Raw genomic sequence first — 16,154 nt, 5'->3', positions numbered from 1 at the left:
AGAATGGGGCAGGTACACCAAAAAAGGCAACAAGCTATATGCCCATATATTTGACAGGGGTATAGGTCCTATTAATTTGCGAGGGCTTAAAGGCAAGGTCAAAAGAGCTCGGTTGCTGTGTGACGGATCAGAGGTGGATATCAGTGAGCCTTGGAATGCGACAGACTATAAAGACGACGCCTTTTTGAATTTGGCTGGGTCCGGGCTACCTGATGACATTGATACAGTGGTAGAGCTGGAACTGTGTTGACAAAACGGATAGCGTATGTTAAAATAAATCACGTTGGTGGTATAGGTGTGACGGATCACGAATTTTATATGGATGAAGCGATAGCCGAAGCTATAAAAGCGCAGGAAATGGATGAGGTTCCGGTAGGCGTTGTAGTAGTAAAAGACGGCGTTATCGTAGGCAGAGGCCATAATGAAAAGGAAAAGAGAAGAGATGCCACCGCTCATGGGGAGATTTTAGCGATACAAGATGCCAGCGCCCATCTTGGGAGCTGGCGCTTGAGCGATTGCGATATGTACGTGACGTTGGAGCCATGTCCCATGTGTGCAGGGGCTATTGTGATGGCTAGGGTTAGGAGGCTGTTTATAGGAGCAGACGACCCCAAATCCGGTGCATGTGGCAGCTTGATGAACGTGGTTCAGGATAACAGGTTAAATCACCGGGTGGAGGTCGTAAGGGGTATAAAGGCTCAGGAATGTAGTTATTTACTTAAGGAGTTTTTCAAGAAAAAGCGAATAAAATAACAATAAGTAGAGCACGTTAGCACGGAGAGATGGCTGAGTGGTCGAAAGCGCTCGCCTCGAAAGCGAGTGGACACTTATGTGTCCCGTGAGTTCGAATCTCACTCTCTCCGCTATGCTGTAATAAATAATGGAGAGATGGCTGAGTGGTCGAAGGCGCTCGATTGGAAATCGAGTGTACGTCTGAAAAGGCGTACCGCGGGTTCAAATCCCGCTCTCTCCGCTAAATCTGGGCCATGCTAGATGGGGAGTTGGCGGTGCCCTGTACCTGCAATCCGCCTCAGCAGGATCGAATTCCGGGGTTGAGGCTAGACCCTGTGAGGTCTGACTTTTACAAGTGGCGATGAGGATTGGGTCCTGCGCAACGCAAATCCATGAACCCCGCCAGGTCCGGGAGGAAGCAACGGTAAGTGGACACTTGCGTGTGCCGCAGGGTAGCTTGGTCTGAGTTAACTGTAAAGGTTCCGCTCGGAGGGTTTACGTCGAAACCCGGTGCATGGCCCAATAAACAAAAGAGTTCCGAAAAGGGACTTTTTTTATTTTACTTTTTATTTGCACGGTAACAGGTTTTAATTTATAATAATATCTGACAATTACATATGAGGAAGTGTTGTTATGCCTGCCTACGATGCAATAGTATGCGGTGCTGGTCCGGCAGGGTCTACTGCCGCTAGGGTTTTGGCATCAGAGGGGTATAAGGTATTGCTGGTTGAAAAAGCTGTATTGCCCCGCTATAAAGCCTGTGGGGGAGGATTGACTAAAAAGTGCTATGACCTCATAGATGTGGACATTTCTGACATAGTAGAGGACAGGACATATAAGATGGTTTTTACCAACGGATTTAGCGAGTCGATAGTTTTGGAGTCTGAAGACCCTTGGATCTACATGGTTAAAAGAGAATTATTTGATACCCGGTTAGTACAAGAGGCGCAGCAAGCAGGGGTAGAATTGCGTCAAGGTGAGGAAGTCATAGATGTGGCACAGCAAGAGAATGGCGTTAAGGTTGTTACGAGAAATGCTGCGTACATAGGCAAGTACCTTATAGCGGCAGATGGAGTATTCAGTGTGGTAGGTAAAAAATTGGGGTTGAAAAAGCGATACGGCATAGCTCTGGAAGCCGAGGTATTTGTAGGCGACGACGTTTTAAATCGATACAGAGGTTGTGTGAAAGTGGATTTTTCGGCTATTAGAGGAGGTTATGCATGGGTTTTCCCCAAATCCGATAGTCTGTCGGTGGGTATAGGTACTTTTACAGCGAAAGGGAATAATTTAAGGCATTCTTTGCATAGGTTTATGGAAAGGGAAGGGATACACCCCCGTGCCATTGCTACTTTAAAGGGGCATCCTATTGCTTTAAATGACGGCAGCTTTAACACCCTTTTAATAGGGAGGATACTTCTGGTAGGGGATGCGGCTATGCTCACAGATCCCTTTACAGGTGAAGGCATATATTACGCCATAAAGAGCGGTATAGTGGCTGGCAGATGTGTGGCGCAGGCGCTGTTACACGATAATCCTGAGAGGTTGAAAAGATATGTTTCGTATGTAAAGAAAGAATTAATAGGGGATATAAGAGTGGCATCTTTTATAGCTGGTATATGTTATAGGGATTTTGATCGGGTGTTTTCTATGCTAAAAAGACATCCGTACATCATGGATTATTTTGCTGATCTGGTGAAGGGAAACGATAGCTACAAGCATATGCCTTTCAGGATTGTCCAGCGTGCGATAGGGTTGAGCAAATTCAAAGGGCTCGGAAGAAGTTCTGAAATTTAATCGGAGATGATATAAATGTATACGGCACTTTACAGGAAATTCAGGCCTGGCAATTTTTCGCAAGTCGTAGGACAGGAGCATGTGGTGAGGACACTAAAAAACCAGATAATAACAGGCAGCTTATCCCACGCCTATTTGTTTTGCGGCACAAGGGGTACGGGTAAAACCAGTGTTGCCAGAATTTTTGCCAAAGCCGTCAATTGCAGCGATAGTGTAGACGGTGATCCCTGCGGGGTCTGTGATAACTGTAAGGCTATAGACGAAGGTACGTTTATGGACGTGTACGAAATAGATGCCGCCTCCAATAACAGCGTGGATAATATCAGGGATTTAAGGGATAATGTCATCTACCCCCCTGCAATGGGCAGGTATAAACTTTACATTATCGACGAAGTCCATATGCTGTCGACGTCGGCTTTCAACGCCTTTTTAAAGACCTTAGAGGAGCCACCTGCTCATGCGATTTTTATACTGGCCACCACTGACCCGCAAAAAATACCTGCTACTATTTTATCGCGGTGTCAGCGCTTTGATTTCAGGCGCATATCTGATCAGGATATGATAGCGCACCTAAAGTCCATAGCAGGAAAGGTAAAAGTAAAGATCGACGATATGGCTTTAAGGTTGATCGTGTCAAAAGCTGATGGAGCTGTCAGGGATGCGTTGAGCTTGCTGGACAAGTGTATATCTTACTGTGGCGATGTGGTTACCCATGATGATGCGCTAGAGGTCCTGGGCGTGCTGGATGACGAGGTACTCCTGAGGTTCTCTAAAGCCGTGCTGAACTATGATACCGCAGAGGCTTTGAGGATTGTAGACGGATTCTACGCCTTAGGGAGAGACGCTGTGCAGCTATTAGATGAAGTCATCAGGCATTACAGGAATTTGCTTATGGCCAGGATATCAGGCGAGGGAACGGAAGAGTATGCTAGTTACCTAAAAGATGAGATAAAAGAACAGGTGAAAAGCTATAGCGAGAATAGATTGATAAGGTGCATTCAGATATTAAATGAATGTGCTAACCAGGTTAAGTGGGCGGCATTGCCCAGGGTTATGTTAGAGATAGCCATCGTGAGGCTGTGTCAGCCAGAGGCTGATGATGATATAGCTGGCATACTGGATAGAATAGAAAAGCTGGAGCAGAGAGGTGTAAAGATCGACCATGCTGCTGTCCCGTCGGCAATATCCCAGAGTGAACCCCAGAGAGAAGTCAGTAAGCGCGAGCCTCAAAGCGTAGAGACTTTTGACAACGGATGCGATGTGAAGAGAGTATGGCCGCTGCTACTTGAAGAGGTTAAAAGAGAAAAGATGGCGCTTTACGTTTTTCTTAAAAACGCCGTTCCCAGGTATGAAAACGGCGTGCTGGTTGTAGAGGTGGATAAGCCTATTTTCAGAGATGCGCTAAGAAAGGCAGAGAATGTCGCTTTCATAGAAGATCTTATAAAGAAGATTTGCGGGTCGGAAATGATGTTTCGCCCTGAGGTAAAAAAAATAGGAGAAATTCAGGATGTAGAAAAAAAAAATGGTGAGTGAAATCGTGTCTTATTTTGGTAAAGATAAGGTCAAGATAATAAAGGAATAAATTAGATTGGAGGATGTTATTATGCCAAAAGGTTTTCCAGGTATGGGCAACATGAATAATGTGTTAAAGCAGGTACAGAAGATGCAGCAGGAAATCCAAAAGCTGCAGGAAGAGGTAAAAGATAAAACGGTAGAAGCTTCAGCTGGTGGCGGAGCGGTGGTAGCTGTGGCTAATGGGAAAAAAGAACTGGTGGAGATTAAGATTGACGAATCGGCAACAGAGGATATAGAGATGCTTCAGGACCTGGTTTTGGCTGCGGTAAATGAGGCGTTGAGAAAAGCCGATGAGATGGTATCCAGTGAGATGGGGAAGATAACGGCCGGGTTAAATATACCTGGCTTTCCGGGGATAAGGTGATTCAATGAACTATTACGCACCTCCTATAGCCAGGTTGATAGAAGAGCTGGGTAAGTTGCCAGGCGTGGGGCCTAAGACAGCTCAGCGTCTGGCTTTTTACCTTATAAATTCGCCTAAAGAGTACGCGGAATCTTTGGCTAGAGCTATAGTTGAAGCAAAGGATAAAATCAAGTATTGTTCCGTATGCATGAACATCACTGATAAAGACGTCTGCAATATATGTTCAGACACTGAAAGGGATAAAAGCACGATTTGCGTTGTAGAAGATCCCAGGGATGTAGTGGCTATGGAAAAGACTAAGAATTATAAAGGCCTTTATCATGTCCTGCACGGGGTTATCTCTCCGATGGATGGCATTGGGCCGGATCAGCTTAAAATTAAGGAGCTTTTGGGCCGTTGCAATGAAGGCGTCAAGGAGGTCATAATTGCTACTAATCCTGACGTAGAAGGGGAAGCCACGGCTATGTATATATCACGGTTAATTAGGCCATTAGGGATAAAGGTTACGCGCATTGCTCACGGAATACCTGTGGGAGGAGATTTGGAGTACGCTGATGAGGTTACCCTTGTAAGGGCATTGGAAGGCCGCAGGGAGATGTTATAATTATGAAAATAGCTCTTGATCACGTATTTTCTGCGCTTTCGCTGGCACTGGATCTGGCAGAAAATGTGCCCTACGGCCACGGCCGCAGGGTAGCGTTTTTATCTCTTAAGGTAAGCGAAAAGATAGGTCTCGACAGAGAAAAAATGTCGCAAATTTATTACGCTGGTTTGCTCCACGATATAGGGATGAGCAATGCGGTTGCCGAACAGCATTTCAGGTCTGATCTGGCTATGCTCCACGCTGAAAAAGGCAGTGAAATCGTCAAAGGCTTACCTACAGGGGATAAAATATCTGGTATAATCAGGTATCATCACGAAAACTGGGATGGCAGCGGCGGATTTAAAAGGAGTGGCAACCAGATACCGCTGGAGTCCAGGATTATTTACGCTGTAGACCAATTTGATATAAGGTTTGACAGGTTTAAGGATTATTACGGGCAGATAAGCCATCTTATGGAATGGCTTGAACATAACAGCGGAAAGATGTTTGACCCTGAAGTGGTTTCTGTCCTTTTGCGCCTCATGGAAGCTGATAAATTTTGGCTGGATATGATTCATTTTGACGAGGTATACACCCGCCCTGATGTGGTTTTTAATAACGTGGTTTATCTGGACACCCAGGATTTGATAAATATCGCAGAGGTATTTGCTGGTATAATAGATACTAAAAGTCGGTTTACTTATAATCACTCCAAAACGCTGGCCAGGATCGCGATGGATATTTGCAAAAAATGCGACATTGATCAATTGACTAGTAGTAAAATATATATAGCGGCATTGCTCCATGATTTGGGTAAGCTGGGAGTACCCAATGAGATACTGGAAAAAGCGGATAATTTAAGCGATTACGAATTTTATGTGATAAAGTCTCACCCCTATTTTACCAAGGTGATTTTAAATCAGATCGATGGGTTTGAGGATATAGCTCAATGGGCTGGCAATCACCATGAGAAGTTAGACTATAGCGGTTATCCTGAGCGATTGGGAGGGGATCAGCTGACATTTTACGATCGGCTGTTGGCTATCTGCGATATGTATACCGCCCTTACCGAGAACAGACCTTACAGGAAAGGTTTGAGTCATCGCCAAGCCATGGAGATATTAAAGCAGAGCGCAAAAAGAGGCAAGATTGATTCTGAGGTGCTGGATTTGTTTGCAGACATAGGGTGAGCTATGCTGATCATAAGTTTTATGCCTGCGGCATAAGTATAAATAAGGCTCCCGTGGTTAATAATTGACATGTAAAATATTTTTTAGGGAGGACCTTATATGTATAATAGATTTGTCCGCAGCATTATGGCAGCGTTTGCTTCAATGATCAGCAGCCAGAACAAAGATAAAGTGGAAGATGAAAGACAAGCGTATATTGAAATTGTGGAAAAAGCCCGGCAAGAAATGAAGATTGCTGAAAAATATTTTGAAACGGTGTCAGATCCGGATTTAGTAGACCATGCCATATTCCAGATGGAGGCGGCCCGGAAAAAATATATCTACCTCTTAAAATGCGCTCAATTGCAGGGCATCAATCTGTCGCCAAAAGATGGGGAAGATGAGGCGGGCAAGGAGATGATAATGTGAACTTGGGGATTGAATTTAATACTATATTTGGTTACATACTAGGCCTTGGCATATTGTTTTTATTGGGTTGGGTTTTGATAGTGCCAATAAAAATTTTGTTAAAATTAATATTTAATACCATTATAGGTGGAATATTACTCTATATACTCAACGTGTTTGGATCCTTTACAGGATTGAGTATTGCGTTAAATCCTGTAACAGCCGTTGTTGCTGGGTTGCTTGGTGTTCCTGGAATTGCGATGATGGTATTATTGAAAAAGATGCTCTTGTAACAGCAACTGACAGTGTTATTTGGATGCTGAGTGAACATAATAAGTAATGCAGCAGTTAATAAATCAATGGAGGTATGCCTTATGACAGTTAAAAGCGATTTAGAAAAAGCGAGAATAGCAGCACAATCAGCTTTAGCTAACTATGCAGATTTTGGAAATAAGACCGAGGATCCCATGGCAAAGCAGATGTTTAAACAGATGGAGCAGGATATGCAGAGGCATATAGACATGCTCAACAACAGGCTTAGCTATCTAAACCAGAAGAATGACTTGAATCAGGCGCAGTCGGCTCAGCAATACCAACAACAGCAACAGGCCAAAGCTCAGATTAAGAACAACATTTTAAAGGACTAATCGGAGGTGGGATTTGCCACCTCCTTTAATTTCTAAATACTACCTTTTCGTTGTTGAACATCCTGACAGTAATATAAAGGGCCAGCGAGATGAGCACAAAGGTCCACAATACCGCCAGTCCTATGTGAATTGGATCTATGGTGCCTAACAGGGATTCTTTAAGGACTAGTACGATATTGTAAAAAGGTATGGCGTATTGCCAGAAAGGTATGGTCTTTATATCGGTAAAGAAAGTCAGATATGCCGGCACCATTGCTATGAAGTTTATAGGGCTCATATAGGTATTGGCTTCTTTGGTATTGCGGGCGAAAAGGCTTAGGGCCAGTATGACAGCGCTGTACATCAGCGATACCATTATGCCCATTATGACCATGACGACTGCCGATGACGGAGAAATTTGTATTTTGCCGCCAAAAGCCGCAGGATTTATTTTAAGGCTTATGAAAAACCCGATGGTAAATGCTATTGCCCCTGTTAATGAAGCGACGGAAATAGACATCCATTTGCCTATGGCTATTGCTGTTCTATTTACCTGGGTCGCCAGGAGAGGTTCCAGCGTACCCCTTTCCTTTTCTCCGGCTCCGCTGTCAGCTGCTGAGACCATGGCTCCGATGGCAGGCCACATCATTAAAAATAAAGGTATGATAAAGGAGAGCACGAAAGCTCCCTGCCCGTTTTTCTTAGCTGCCACATCGGTCACTTCAGTAACCAAGGGATATATTAGGCGGGGATCTATGCCTTTAGAGTATAGGCGCTGCTGCGCGACGCTTTTAGAAAACGCGTCAATAGCCCTGGTGAGAGAAGATAACCCCATAGAGGATTTTGAACTGCTTTGATCGTAAAGCACGGTGATTTTAGACTGTTTGCCTTGGTCGATGTTTCTGTTAAAATCATCAGGCACCCTGATAATTGCCTGTATTTTGCCGTCTTGCAGCAATTTTAGTGGATTATCAGAAGTTACTATCTTTATATCGGGTTGCTTTGATAGGAATTGCTCCAGATACGTGTTTTTGCCCTGAAAAGAAATCTTAAAGCCCTGCTGTTTTATAGAATTTTGGACTCCTGATATGCTATTGCCCATGATTAAAAAGAGAACAGGTATCAGCAGTGTTGGTATCAATATGCTGGATATAAGTGTGCGCCTGTCTCTGAAAGCGTCTTTTATTTCTTTTTTAAAAACCGTCAACGCTTTATTCATTGTTGCCACCTACCACTTTTATAAATATTTCTTCCAGGTTGTCGCTTTGGTATTTGTTCTTTAATTCATGAATGGTACACACCGTCATCAGCGCACCTTTGTGTATGATCGCTAACCTGTCGCACAGTTTTTCGATTTCGCTCATTATATGGCTTGAATATACCACGGATTTGCCCTGTTGTTTGCAGCTATATATAAAGTCGTGGAGCATACGGGTGCTGGTAACGTCAAGTCCTATGCTGGGTTCATCTAATAGCATCACATCAGGATTGTGGACGATAGACCGAGCAATAGTTACCTTTTGCTTCATGCCTTTGGAGAACTTTCCTACCCTCTTGTCTAAAAAGTCCTTCATGTCCAGTATCTCTGCCAATTCGTCTATTCTTTTATGGATTTTATCAGGTTGCATCCCGTTTAGCTCAGCGAAGTAGGCGATATTTTCTCTGGCAGTTAACCTGTCGTAAAGCCCTGCTTCTCCGCCAAAAAGGATGCCGATTCGTTTTCTCACTTCAAAGGGTTGGCTTACGATGTCGTAGCCGTTGATTTTAGCAGTACCTGAGGTGGGTTTGAGCATGGTAGCCAGCATCCTCATAGTGGTGGTTTTGCCCGCTCCGTTTTCCCCTAAGAGGCCAAAGATTTCTCCATCGTGGATTTCAAAAGAGATAGCATTGACGGCAATGGTGTTGCCAAATCGCTTTGTGAGGTTTTGGATTGAGATCAAAAAACTCCCCCTCCTCCGGGACAAATTTGAGTATATATTACTATAATAAGTTATTCGTGTCAATAAAAAAGCTTTCTGAAGGCGATAGCTATGCTTCAGAAAGCTTTTTTATTTCAGAGCCGTCGTTTATTGCCAGCCCTTGCCGCCAGTTCCCCTGGAGAGTATCTTCTCGCCATATCCGCTTTCTAGGTACGCTTTTAATGGATCTGGGTCTAACCCCATCTCCAGCCTTACTTGTTCCAAAAGCGGCTTTACGTCTATTTCAAAAGCTTCCCTCACGGCCGCTTCTGCTGCCATGACGTCATTGGCTTTTTGCGCTTCTCTTAGCTGTTTGCGGTTTACCAGCAGGGCTTTGGCGTAAGCTGTCTGTATATTAAGGACAGATCGTATCATGGCGGGTATTTTGGGTTCGATGCAATGGCTCTGGTCGATCATATAGGCGATGTTAGCGGCGGTAGGCGCTGTTTTGCTGTCAAGGCTTCCGGCTACCAGTTCATTGAATATGAGGAATAGCTCGTAGGGGTTTATGGAACCCACTATTAGGTCATCATCAGCGTACTTTCTGTTGTTAAAATGAAATCCGCCGATCTTTCCCTCGTCCAGCAAAAACGCTACTATGTGCTCCACGTTGGTGCCCTGCAGGTGATGGCCCAGGTCTACCAGCACCTGAGCTTTTGGACCTAGTTTTGACGCAAAGGCGTAGGACATCCCCCAGTCAGCTATATCGGTGTGGTAAAAGCCCGGTTCAAAGCATTTGTATTCGATGAGCAGGCGCATGTCCTCTCCCAGTTTATCGTATATCTCCTGTAGAGATTCCTGAATCCATTGCTTGCGAGCTCGAAAATCGCCCTGACCGGGATAATTGGTGCCGTCAGCCAGCCAAAGGCTTATTATTTTTGAGCCTACCTGCTTTGCTATGTCAATGCATTCCAGCATGTGGTCGATAGCCTTTCGCCGAACTTCTGGGCGCACATTGGTGATGCTGCCAAATTTATAATCGTCGTCCTGGAACAGATTGGGGTTTACTGCGCCTATCTTCAACCCCAGATGAGAGGCGTACTCTACCACTTTGGAATAATCGTCTTCCTTATCCCATGGAATGTGTATGGCTACGGTGGGGCACATGCCCGTGTACTTATTTACCTGAGCGGCATCTTCCAGCTTTTCAAAGAGATTTCTGGGCACGCCGGCCTGTTTAAACGTCTTGAATCGGGTACCTGAGTCGCCGTATCCCCATGAAGGTGTTTCCACTTTAAATTCTTTCAGGCGTTCTTTAACCCACTTTACGTCTATACCGCGGTCTTGCTGCTTTTGCTCCCATATCCTGTACTCCTCTGACATCCCTGACACCCCTTTATTTTTTGCTTTTTTTCTTTAAAAACTGTACGTACCTGTCGTACGCTTCATTCCATTGGGTTGCGTCCTGAGGCGTGTATTCTTGTGTAGCAAATGAGTTTTTTACCACTTCTCTGGCTTCATTTATGCTATTTATATGCCCTAAAGCCATGGCCTGGACCAGTAGATTACCTATGGCAGTAGCCTCTACAGGTCCTGCTATTACCTGCCTCTGGGTGGCATTGGCAGTGTACTGGCATAACATAGCGTCTTTTGTTCCTCCGCCTACCACGTGTATGGTTTCTAACCTTATACCTGAGACTTCTTCTAATTGCTCTATGGCTAACCGGTATTTTAATGCCAGGCTTTCTAAAATACAGCGGACGATTTCTCCTTTGTTTTGAGGCGCATTTTGCCCTGTTAGCTTGCAGTATTGAACTATTTTTTCCGGCATGTTGCCGGGGCTGTAGAACATAGGGTCATCTGGATCGATAAACGCTTTAAACGGTTGGGCAGACTTTGCTTTTTCCTCCAGCTCATCGTAGCTTTGCACAGGACCTTGTTTATCCCAGAAGCGCTTGCATTCCTGGAAGATCCACAGCCCTGCGATGTTTTTGAGTAGCCTGAAAGTACCCCCTGCACACCCTTCGTTGGTGAGATTGTATTCCAAAGCTTTGGGGCTTATGACGGGCTTTTCCACCTCTACGCCTATTAAAGACCACGTACCGCTGCTGAGAAAAGCAGCATTTTTTTTGGAGTAGGGCACTGCTGCCACCGCAGAGCCGGTATCGTGGGAAGCTACTGATACCACCGGTATCTCTTTTATAAACAGCTCTGAAGCCAGCGATGGTATCAATTTGCCCCTTATTTGACCCGCGGGCTTGATTTCTGTAAATATGTGCCTAGGTATGCACATGGCGTCTATGATGTTCCACGCCCAATCGCTGGCGTGGACGTCGTATAGCTGAGTTGTGGTCACTATGGTAAACTCACTGGCTTTTTCTCCTGTCAGGAAATAATTAAACAGGTCAGGCAGGAGCAGCATGGTTTTAGCCTTCTCTAAAATGGGAGAACGATTTATGACCATGGAGAGTAACTGGTATATGGTGTTAAAGGGTTGAAATTGATTGCCTGTAATGGAATACAGCTTTAACCTATCTATTCTTTTGCCCGCCTCATTTATCATGCCTTGAGTTCTCTCGTCGCGATAATGATAAGGATTGCCCAGAAGCTCTCCTGAAGAACTTAAAAGGCCGAAATCTACTCCCCACGTATCTACCCCTATTGCCTCTATATTTCTGTCAGTTCTGGATGAGCACTTTAAAATAGCCTGTTTGATCTCATGGAATAGCCTTAAAACGTCCCAATGCAGCCCATCAGGTAGGCGAACAGGATCATTGGAAAACCTGTGTATTTCCTCTATAGAAAGTTTGTACCCGTCAAATGTACCTAAGATACCTCTCCCGCTATTGGCGCCGAAATCTATTGCTAAGAGTTTAAGATCAGTGCTAATTTTGATTCCCCCCTAAACATTTTTGTTTATCTTTGTTTGTCTGTGTTTATTTTTGTTTTTCTTCATTATATCATTAGATTTTTTTGTTGTCAAGGTCTTACAAGTTATAACATTTGGCATAAGTTTATGGTATACTAGACTTGCGATAGGAATTTTAAGGGGGAATGCGTAATGGTGCGGAAAGCCTTTATCATGAAGGTATTTGACAATTACCATGACGAATACAAAAGGCGTCATGATGAGATCTGGCCAGAGATGGTGGATATGCTGTTAAAGCACGGAGTGCGCAACTATTCTATTTTCCTGGACCTAAGGACAAGTAATCTTTTTGCTTATTTAGAAATTGAGGACGAGAAATTGTGGGAAAAGAGTGCTCAAACAGAAGTGTGCCAGAGGTGGTGGGATTATATGAAGGATATAATGGAAACCAACGACGATAACAGCCCGGTGTCTTTTGACCTCAAGGAGGTTTTTCATATAGACAAAGAGTTTATAAAAGATCATAAGGGATCATAAAGGTTATAGGGGGTGATTTTTTGAGGGAGATTAGCGCCTGTGAAATAACTTCTGCCGTGAGGGATATTTGCATTTCGTCCAACTGCTGCTTGAATAAAGACGTGCTGGATAAGATAAACGAGGCTCTGGAGACAGAAGAGGTTCCTCACGCCAGGAAGATATTACAGACGATGGTTGAAAACCAGAAAATAGCAAGTGGAAAGGGCCTACCTATATGCCAGGACACGGGTATCGCTGTGGTATTCGTAGAGCTGGGGCAGGACGTGCACGTGACAGGGGGAACTATCAAAGATGCTATAAATGAAGGTGTGAGAAGAGGTTATGGAGATGGGTACTTGAGGAAATCCATGCTGAAAGATCCTCTTCTGAACAGGGTTAACACCCAGGACAATACCCCTGCTATCATACACATAGATGTGGTAGAAGGGGATAAACTCAAAATCGTTGTATGCCCTAAGGGTGCTGGCAGCGAGAACATGAGCACCATGGCTATGTTGAAGCCCGCTGAAGGCATAGAAGGGGTGAAGCGGTTTGTCGTAGAGACGGTAAAAAAGGCAGGTGCCAATCCCTGTCCACCGGTGATAGTGGGAGTAGGCATAGGAGGAAATTTTGAATACGCTCCCTATCTGGCTAAAAAAGCCCTAATACGACCTATTGACGTAAGGCACCCTGTGTACGGGTGGCTGGAGGAGCAACTGCTAAAGGATATAAACAGCCTGGGTATTGGCCCACAGGGTCTTGGAGGGAGCACCACAGCGCTGGCTGTTAACATAGAGGTATATCCCACCCACATAGCTCAGCTGCCTGTAGCGGTAAACATAAGCTGTCATGTGACCAGGCATGGGGAGGTGATACTGTGAAATTGACCACTCCGTTAACCTCTCAGGTAATCAATGATTTAAAAGCTGGTCAGGAAGTGTGTATAACGGGTATTGTTTATACAGCCAGAGATGCCGCCCATAAGAGGATGATACAGGCGTTGGAGGAAGGCAAGCCGTTGCCCGTTGACGTAAAAGGCCAGATAATTTATTATGTAGGGCCTTGTCCCGCAAGACCTGGCCAGGTTATAGGGAGCTGTGGCCCTACTACCAGTGGGAGGATGGATGCTTATACCCCTAAGCTTTTGTCTATGGGCCTTAAGGGAATGATAGGGAAAGGAGAGAGGTCTGAAGAGGTCATCAAAGCTATGGTGCGCTACGGTGCTGTTTATTTCGCAGCGGTAGGAGGTGCTGGAGCGTTGCTTTCCCAGCGGGTTAAGTCAGCGAGGATAGTGGCGTACCCTGACCTGGGACCTGAGGCCATATACGAACTCTACGTTGAGGATTTTCCGGTTATAGTTGCTATAGATTGCAGGGGGAACAGCCTCTTTGTCAACACTTCTGCTTCTCGATAAAGGGTATAAAAGCCCTTTTTTTGTTGCCTCTAACAACATTTTATAATAAAATAAGATTATGATTTACGCCTTATGAGGAGTGATAGTATGTCCCTCATTGAAGAAGCGCTGGCTCTCCACGAGAGTAACAGGGGAAAAATAGAGGTTAAAAGCAAGGTGCGCGTTAAAAATACCAGAGATTTATCTTTAGCGTATACTCCAGGGGTGGCTGAGCCGTGCAAGAAGATATATGAGCACCCTGATGACGTATACAGGTACACGTCAAAGGGCAATATGGTAGCTGTAGTGACCGATGGAACGGCGGTTCTGGGTTTAGGAGATATAGGGCCCAAAGCGGCACTTCCTGTTATGGAAGGTAAAGCTATACTCTTTAAAGAATTTGCGGGTATTGACGCTGTGCCCATATGCCTTGACACTACTGATGTGGATGAGATAGTAAAAGCGGTGATGTACATAGCTCCTTCTTTTGGCGGAATAAACCTGGAGGACATCAAAGCCCCGAAGTGTTTTCAAATCGAAAGCAGGTTAAAAGAGGTCTTAGATATTCCTGTTTTCCACGATGATCAGCACGGTACTGCCATTGTGGTTCTGGCAGCGCTGAAAAATGCCTTAAAGCTTGTGGGTAAAAATATAAGCGATGTAAGGATTGTTGTGAATGGAGCTGGTGCCGCAGGTATTGCTATTGCGAAGCTGCTTTTAAGAGCTGGAGCGCAAAACGTGGTGATGTGCGACAAAAAAGGGGTACTTTCAGCTGATGATGAAACTCTGGAAGAATCTCATAGGGAAATTGCGGCTTTGACCAATGCAGAGAGGATGCGTGGCGCGCTGGCAGATGCGCTGAGGGGTGCTGACGTGTTCATAGGGGTGTCGGCACCAGGTGTTTTAAAAGGAGAGATGGTGAAGTCTATGGCTGATCGCCCGGTAGTTTTTGCTATGGCCAATCCCATTCCAGAGATAATGCCTGATGAGGCTTATAGTGCTGGTGCTTATATCGTAGGCACAGGGAGATCGGATTTTCCCAATCAGATAAACAATGTCCTGGCATTTCCAGGGGTATTTAAGGGGGCATTAAGGGTAAGAGCCAAGGACATAAATGAGGACATGCAGATAGCTGCTGCTGAGGCCATATCTTCCCTTATCAGCGATAGCGAGTTAAGGCCTGATTACATAATACCGTCGGCGTTTGATGCTAGGGTAGTCGACGCTGTGGAAAAGGCGGTGAGCGCGGCTGCGATAAGGACAGGAGTGGCCAGGGTAGGCGGTGATGCTCAATGGCGTTAAAAAACCTAAAAGACCTTTACAACGAATGCATGAACTGTATTAAATGTCCCCTTCACAAAGGCAGAAATAGCGTGGTATTTGGTGACGGTAATTTGAGGGCTGATATCATGTTTGTGGGAGAAGGCCCGGGTAAAGATGAAGACCTGCAGGGGAAGCCCTTTGTAGGAAGAGCTGGTCAATTGCTGGACAGGCTGATGGCTGAAGTTGGCCTTAAAAGGGAAGAGGTATATATCGCCAATATCGTTAAATGCCGACCACCTGGCAACAGGGTGCCTACTGATGAAGAGGCGGAAGCGTGTCTTCCTTATCTGAGGAATCAAGTTGCTATTATAGCGCCCAGGATAATCGTGTGCCTTGGCGCTACGGCGATGAAATACATTATAGATCGCAAAGCTCGGATAACCCAGATAAGAGGCAATCTCATTGAGCGGAAAGGGGTTTACCTCATCCCCACATTTCATCCAGCCGCCATTCTCAGAGATGCTTCAAAGATTGATCTGACGAGGCAGGATTTTAAAAAGATTGTAGAGCTTTATTATAAGTTAAAGAGAGAGGAGAAAGCAATTTGATAAAGGAGATAGAGGATAGGATTGATAAATTATTGATGGATAAAGGCTTTAAAAAAGAGTGGGATATGATATATACGTCCCTTTCAAAAGATTGGGGAGAGCAGTTTGCTATAAAAGTTTTAAAGTTTTACCTTATAGCTTTGATCGTATCAGAAGTAGGCGAGTACGTAAATGCTGTCAAAAAAGGATTGGGTGCTCGTGATGAGCATGAAGAATGGGCTGATATATTTATAAGGTTGATGAATATCCCCATTTTGGACAAATTTGATGCTGAAAAGGTCGTAAATGATAAGATGGATAAAAACGAAAAGAGGCCGTACATGTACGGCACTCCACAAGAGAAGAAGGAGTAATGG

20 protein-coding genes, 2 tRNA genes and 1 other RNA gene are annotated in these 16,154 nt (G+C 44.8%); 19 read left to right on the top strand and 4 right to left on the bottom strand.

Annotated features, from left to right (window positions below):
* From CALPO_RS14610 to CALPO_RS0105365, 13 genes are all read left to right on the top strand, one after another.
* On the top strand, positions 1-250 hold a 250-nt coding region (locus tag CALPO_RS14610; RefSeq protein WP_456059072.1), incomplete at its 5' end, for a hypothetical protein.
* Between the two features lie 47 nt (positions 251-297).
* Positions 298-753 (top strand): tRNA adenosine(34) deaminase TadA, encoded by a 456-nt coding sequence (gene tadA, locus CALPO_RS0105415; protein ID WP_281172729.1) that lies wholly within the window; start codon positions 298-300, stop codon positions 751-753.
* Between the two features lie 23 nt (positions 754-776).
* A tRNA-Ser gene (locus CALPO_RS0105410) sits at positions 777-863 on the top strand.
* Between the two features lie 19 nt (positions 864-882).
* A tRNA-Ser gene (locus CALPO_RS0105405) sits at positions 883-973 on the top strand.
* Positions 974-984: 11 nt separating this feature from the next.
* Positions 985-1,250: signal recognition particle sRNA large type (gene ffs, locus CALPO_RS14410), an RNA gene on the top strand.
* A gap of 115 nt (positions 1,251-1,365) precedes the next feature.
* Positions 1,366-2,526 carry a geranylgeranyl reductase family protein gene (locus tag CALPO_RS0105400; protein ID WP_026486421.1) on the top strand — a complete coding sequence of 387 codons (1,161 nt, stop codon included), beginning with the start codon at positions 1,366-1,368 and terminating at the stop codon, positions 2,524-2,526.
* 15 nt (positions 2,527-2,541) lie between these two features.
* Positions 2,542-4,059 carry a DNA polymerase III subunit gamma/tau gene (gene dnaX / locus CALPO_RS0105395; RefSeq protein ID WP_026486420.1) on the top strand — a complete coding sequence of 506 codons (1,518 nt, stop codon included), beginning with the start codon at positions 2,542-2,544 and terminating at the stop codon, positions 4,057-4,059.
* A gap of 70 nt (positions 4,060-4,129) precedes the next feature.
* Positions 4,130-4,465: a YbaB/EbfC family nucleoid-associated protein gene (locus CALPO_RS0105390; RefSeq protein ID WP_026486419.1), complete on the top strand. Its 336-nt coding sequence runs from the start codon at positions 4,130-4,132 to the stop codon at positions 4,463-4,465.
* 4 nt (positions 4,466-4,469) lie between these two features.
* Positions 4,470-5,069 carry a recombination mediator RecR gene (recR, locus tag CALPO_RS0105385; protein ID WP_026486418.1) on the top strand — a complete coding sequence of 200 codons (600 nt, stop codon included), beginning with the start codon at positions 4,470-4,472 and terminating at the stop codon, positions 5,067-5,069.
* 2 nt (positions 5,070-5,071) lie between these two features.
* On the top strand, positions 5,072-6,238 hold the full coding sequence (locus CALPO_RS0105380) for an HD-GYP domain-containing protein (protein WP_026486417.1): 1,167 nt from the start codon (positions 5,072-5,074) through the stop codon (positions 6,236-6,238).
* A gap of 99 nt (positions 6,239-6,337) precedes the next feature.
* Positions 6,338-6,646: a DUF2508 family protein gene (locus tag CALPO_RS13320; protein WP_218915146.1), complete on the top strand. Its 309-nt coding sequence runs from the start codon at positions 6,338-6,340 to the stop codon at positions 6,644-6,646.
* Positions 6,643-6,918 (top strand): pro-sigmaK processing inhibitor BofA family protein, encoded by a 276-nt coding sequence (locus CALPO_RS0105370; RefSeq protein WP_026486416.1) that lies wholly within the window; start codon positions 6,643-6,645, stop codon positions 6,916-6,918. Before CALPO_RS13320 ends, CALPO_RS0105370 begins: the two co-directional genes overlap by 4 nt.
* Positions 6,919-6,999: 81 nt before the next feature.
* Entirely contained in the window at positions 7,000-7,272 is a 273-nt protein-coding gene (locus tag CALPO_RS0105365) for a DUF1657 domain-containing protein (RefSeq protein ID WP_026486415.1), read from the top strand.
* A 25-nt stretch (positions 7,273-7,297) separates the two neighbouring features.
* Here CALPO_RS0105365 and CALPO_RS0105360 read toward each other — a convergent pair whose 3' ends face one another.
* The 4 genes from CALPO_RS0105360 to CALPO_RS0105345 form a co-directional block, all read right to left on the bottom strand.
* Positions 7,298-8,470, bottom strand: a complete 1,173-nt coding sequence (locus CALPO_RS0105360) for an ABC transporter permease (protein WP_026486414.1) — start codon at positions 8,468-8,470, stop codon at positions 7,298-7,300.
* A complete protein-coding gene (locus CALPO_RS0105355; RefSeq protein ID WP_026486413.1) occupies positions 8,463-9,191 on the bottom strand; it encodes an ABC transporter ATP-binding protein in 729 nt (242 codons plus the stop codon). The genes CALPO_RS0105360 and CALPO_RS0105355 overlap by 8 nt, the downstream gene beginning before the upstream one ends.
* A gap of 126 nt (positions 9,192-9,317) precedes the next feature.
* The gene (gene rhaI, locus CALPO_RS0105350; protein WP_026486412.1) at positions 9,318-10,532 is read right to left on the bottom strand and encodes an L-rhamnose isomerase; all 1,215 of its coding nucleotides are present in this window, start codon (positions 10,530-10,532) and stop codon (positions 9,318-9,320) included.
* Positions 10,533-10,545: 13 nt separating this feature from the next.
* Positions 10,546-12,012, bottom strand: a complete 1,467-nt coding sequence (locus CALPO_RS0105345) for a rhamnulokinase (protein WP_281172740.1) — start codon at positions 12,010-12,012, stop codon at positions 10,546-10,548.
* Between the two features lie 198 nt (positions 12,013-12,210).
* On the opposite strand from CALPO_RS0105345, the gene rhaM reads away from it, so the two are divergent.
* The 6 genes from rhaM (at position 12,211) to CALPO_RS0105315 (ending at position 16,151) form a co-directional block, all read left to right on the top strand.
* Positions 12,211-12,555, top strand: coding sequence for an L-rhamnose mutarotase (gene rhaM / locus CALPO_RS0105340; protein ID WP_026486410.1), 345 nt, complete (start codon positions 12,211-12,213; stop codon positions 12,553-12,555).
* A 20-nt stretch (positions 12,556-12,575) separates the two neighbouring features.
* Positions 12,576-13,415: a fumarate hydratase gene (locus tag CALPO_RS0105335; protein ID WP_026486409.1), complete on the top strand. Its 840-nt coding sequence runs from the start codon at positions 12,576-12,578 to the stop codon at positions 13,413-13,415.
* Positions 13,412-13,948 (top strand): Fe-S-containing hydro-lyase, encoded by a 537-nt coding sequence (locus tag CALPO_RS0105330; protein WP_026486408.1) that lies wholly within the window; start codon positions 13,412-13,414, stop codon positions 13,946-13,948. The genes CALPO_RS0105335 and CALPO_RS0105330 overlap by 4 nt, the downstream gene beginning before the upstream one ends.
* A gap of 87 nt (positions 13,949-14,035) precedes the next feature.
* Positions 14,036-15,229 carry an NAD(P)-dependent malic enzyme gene (locus CALPO_RS0105325; protein WP_026486407.1) on the top strand — a complete coding sequence of 398 codons (1,194 nt, stop codon included), beginning with the start codon at positions 14,036-14,038 and terminating at the stop codon, positions 15,227-15,229.
* Positions 15,220-15,798, top strand: coding sequence for a uracil-DNA glycosylase (locus CALPO_RS0105320; protein ID WP_026486406.1), 579 nt, complete (start codon positions 15,220-15,222; stop codon positions 15,796-15,798). The genes CALPO_RS0105325 and CALPO_RS0105320 overlap by 10 nt, the downstream gene beginning before the upstream one ends.
* Positions 15,795-16,151 carry a MazG nucleotide pyrophosphohydrolase domain-containing protein gene (locus CALPO_RS0105315; RefSeq protein WP_026486405.1) on the top strand — a complete coding sequence of 119 codons (357 nt, stop codon included), beginning with the start codon at positions 15,795-15,797 and terminating at the stop codon, positions 16,149-16,151. The genes CALPO_RS0105320 and CALPO_RS0105315 overlap by 4 nt, the downstream gene beginning before the upstream one ends.
* Positions 16,152-16,154: the final 3 nt, after the last annotated feature.

Source organism: Caldanaerobius polysaccharolyticus DSM 13641 (genome assembly GCF_000427425.1).
Classification (GTDB): domain Bacteria; phylum Bacillota; class Thermoanaerobacteria; order Thermoanaerobacterales; family Caldanaerobiaceae; genus Caldanaerobius; species Caldanaerobius polysaccharolyticus.
The sequence above is the reverse complement of the archived record's forward strand: the minus strand, read 5'-3'. Positions and strand labels throughout refer to the sequence as shown.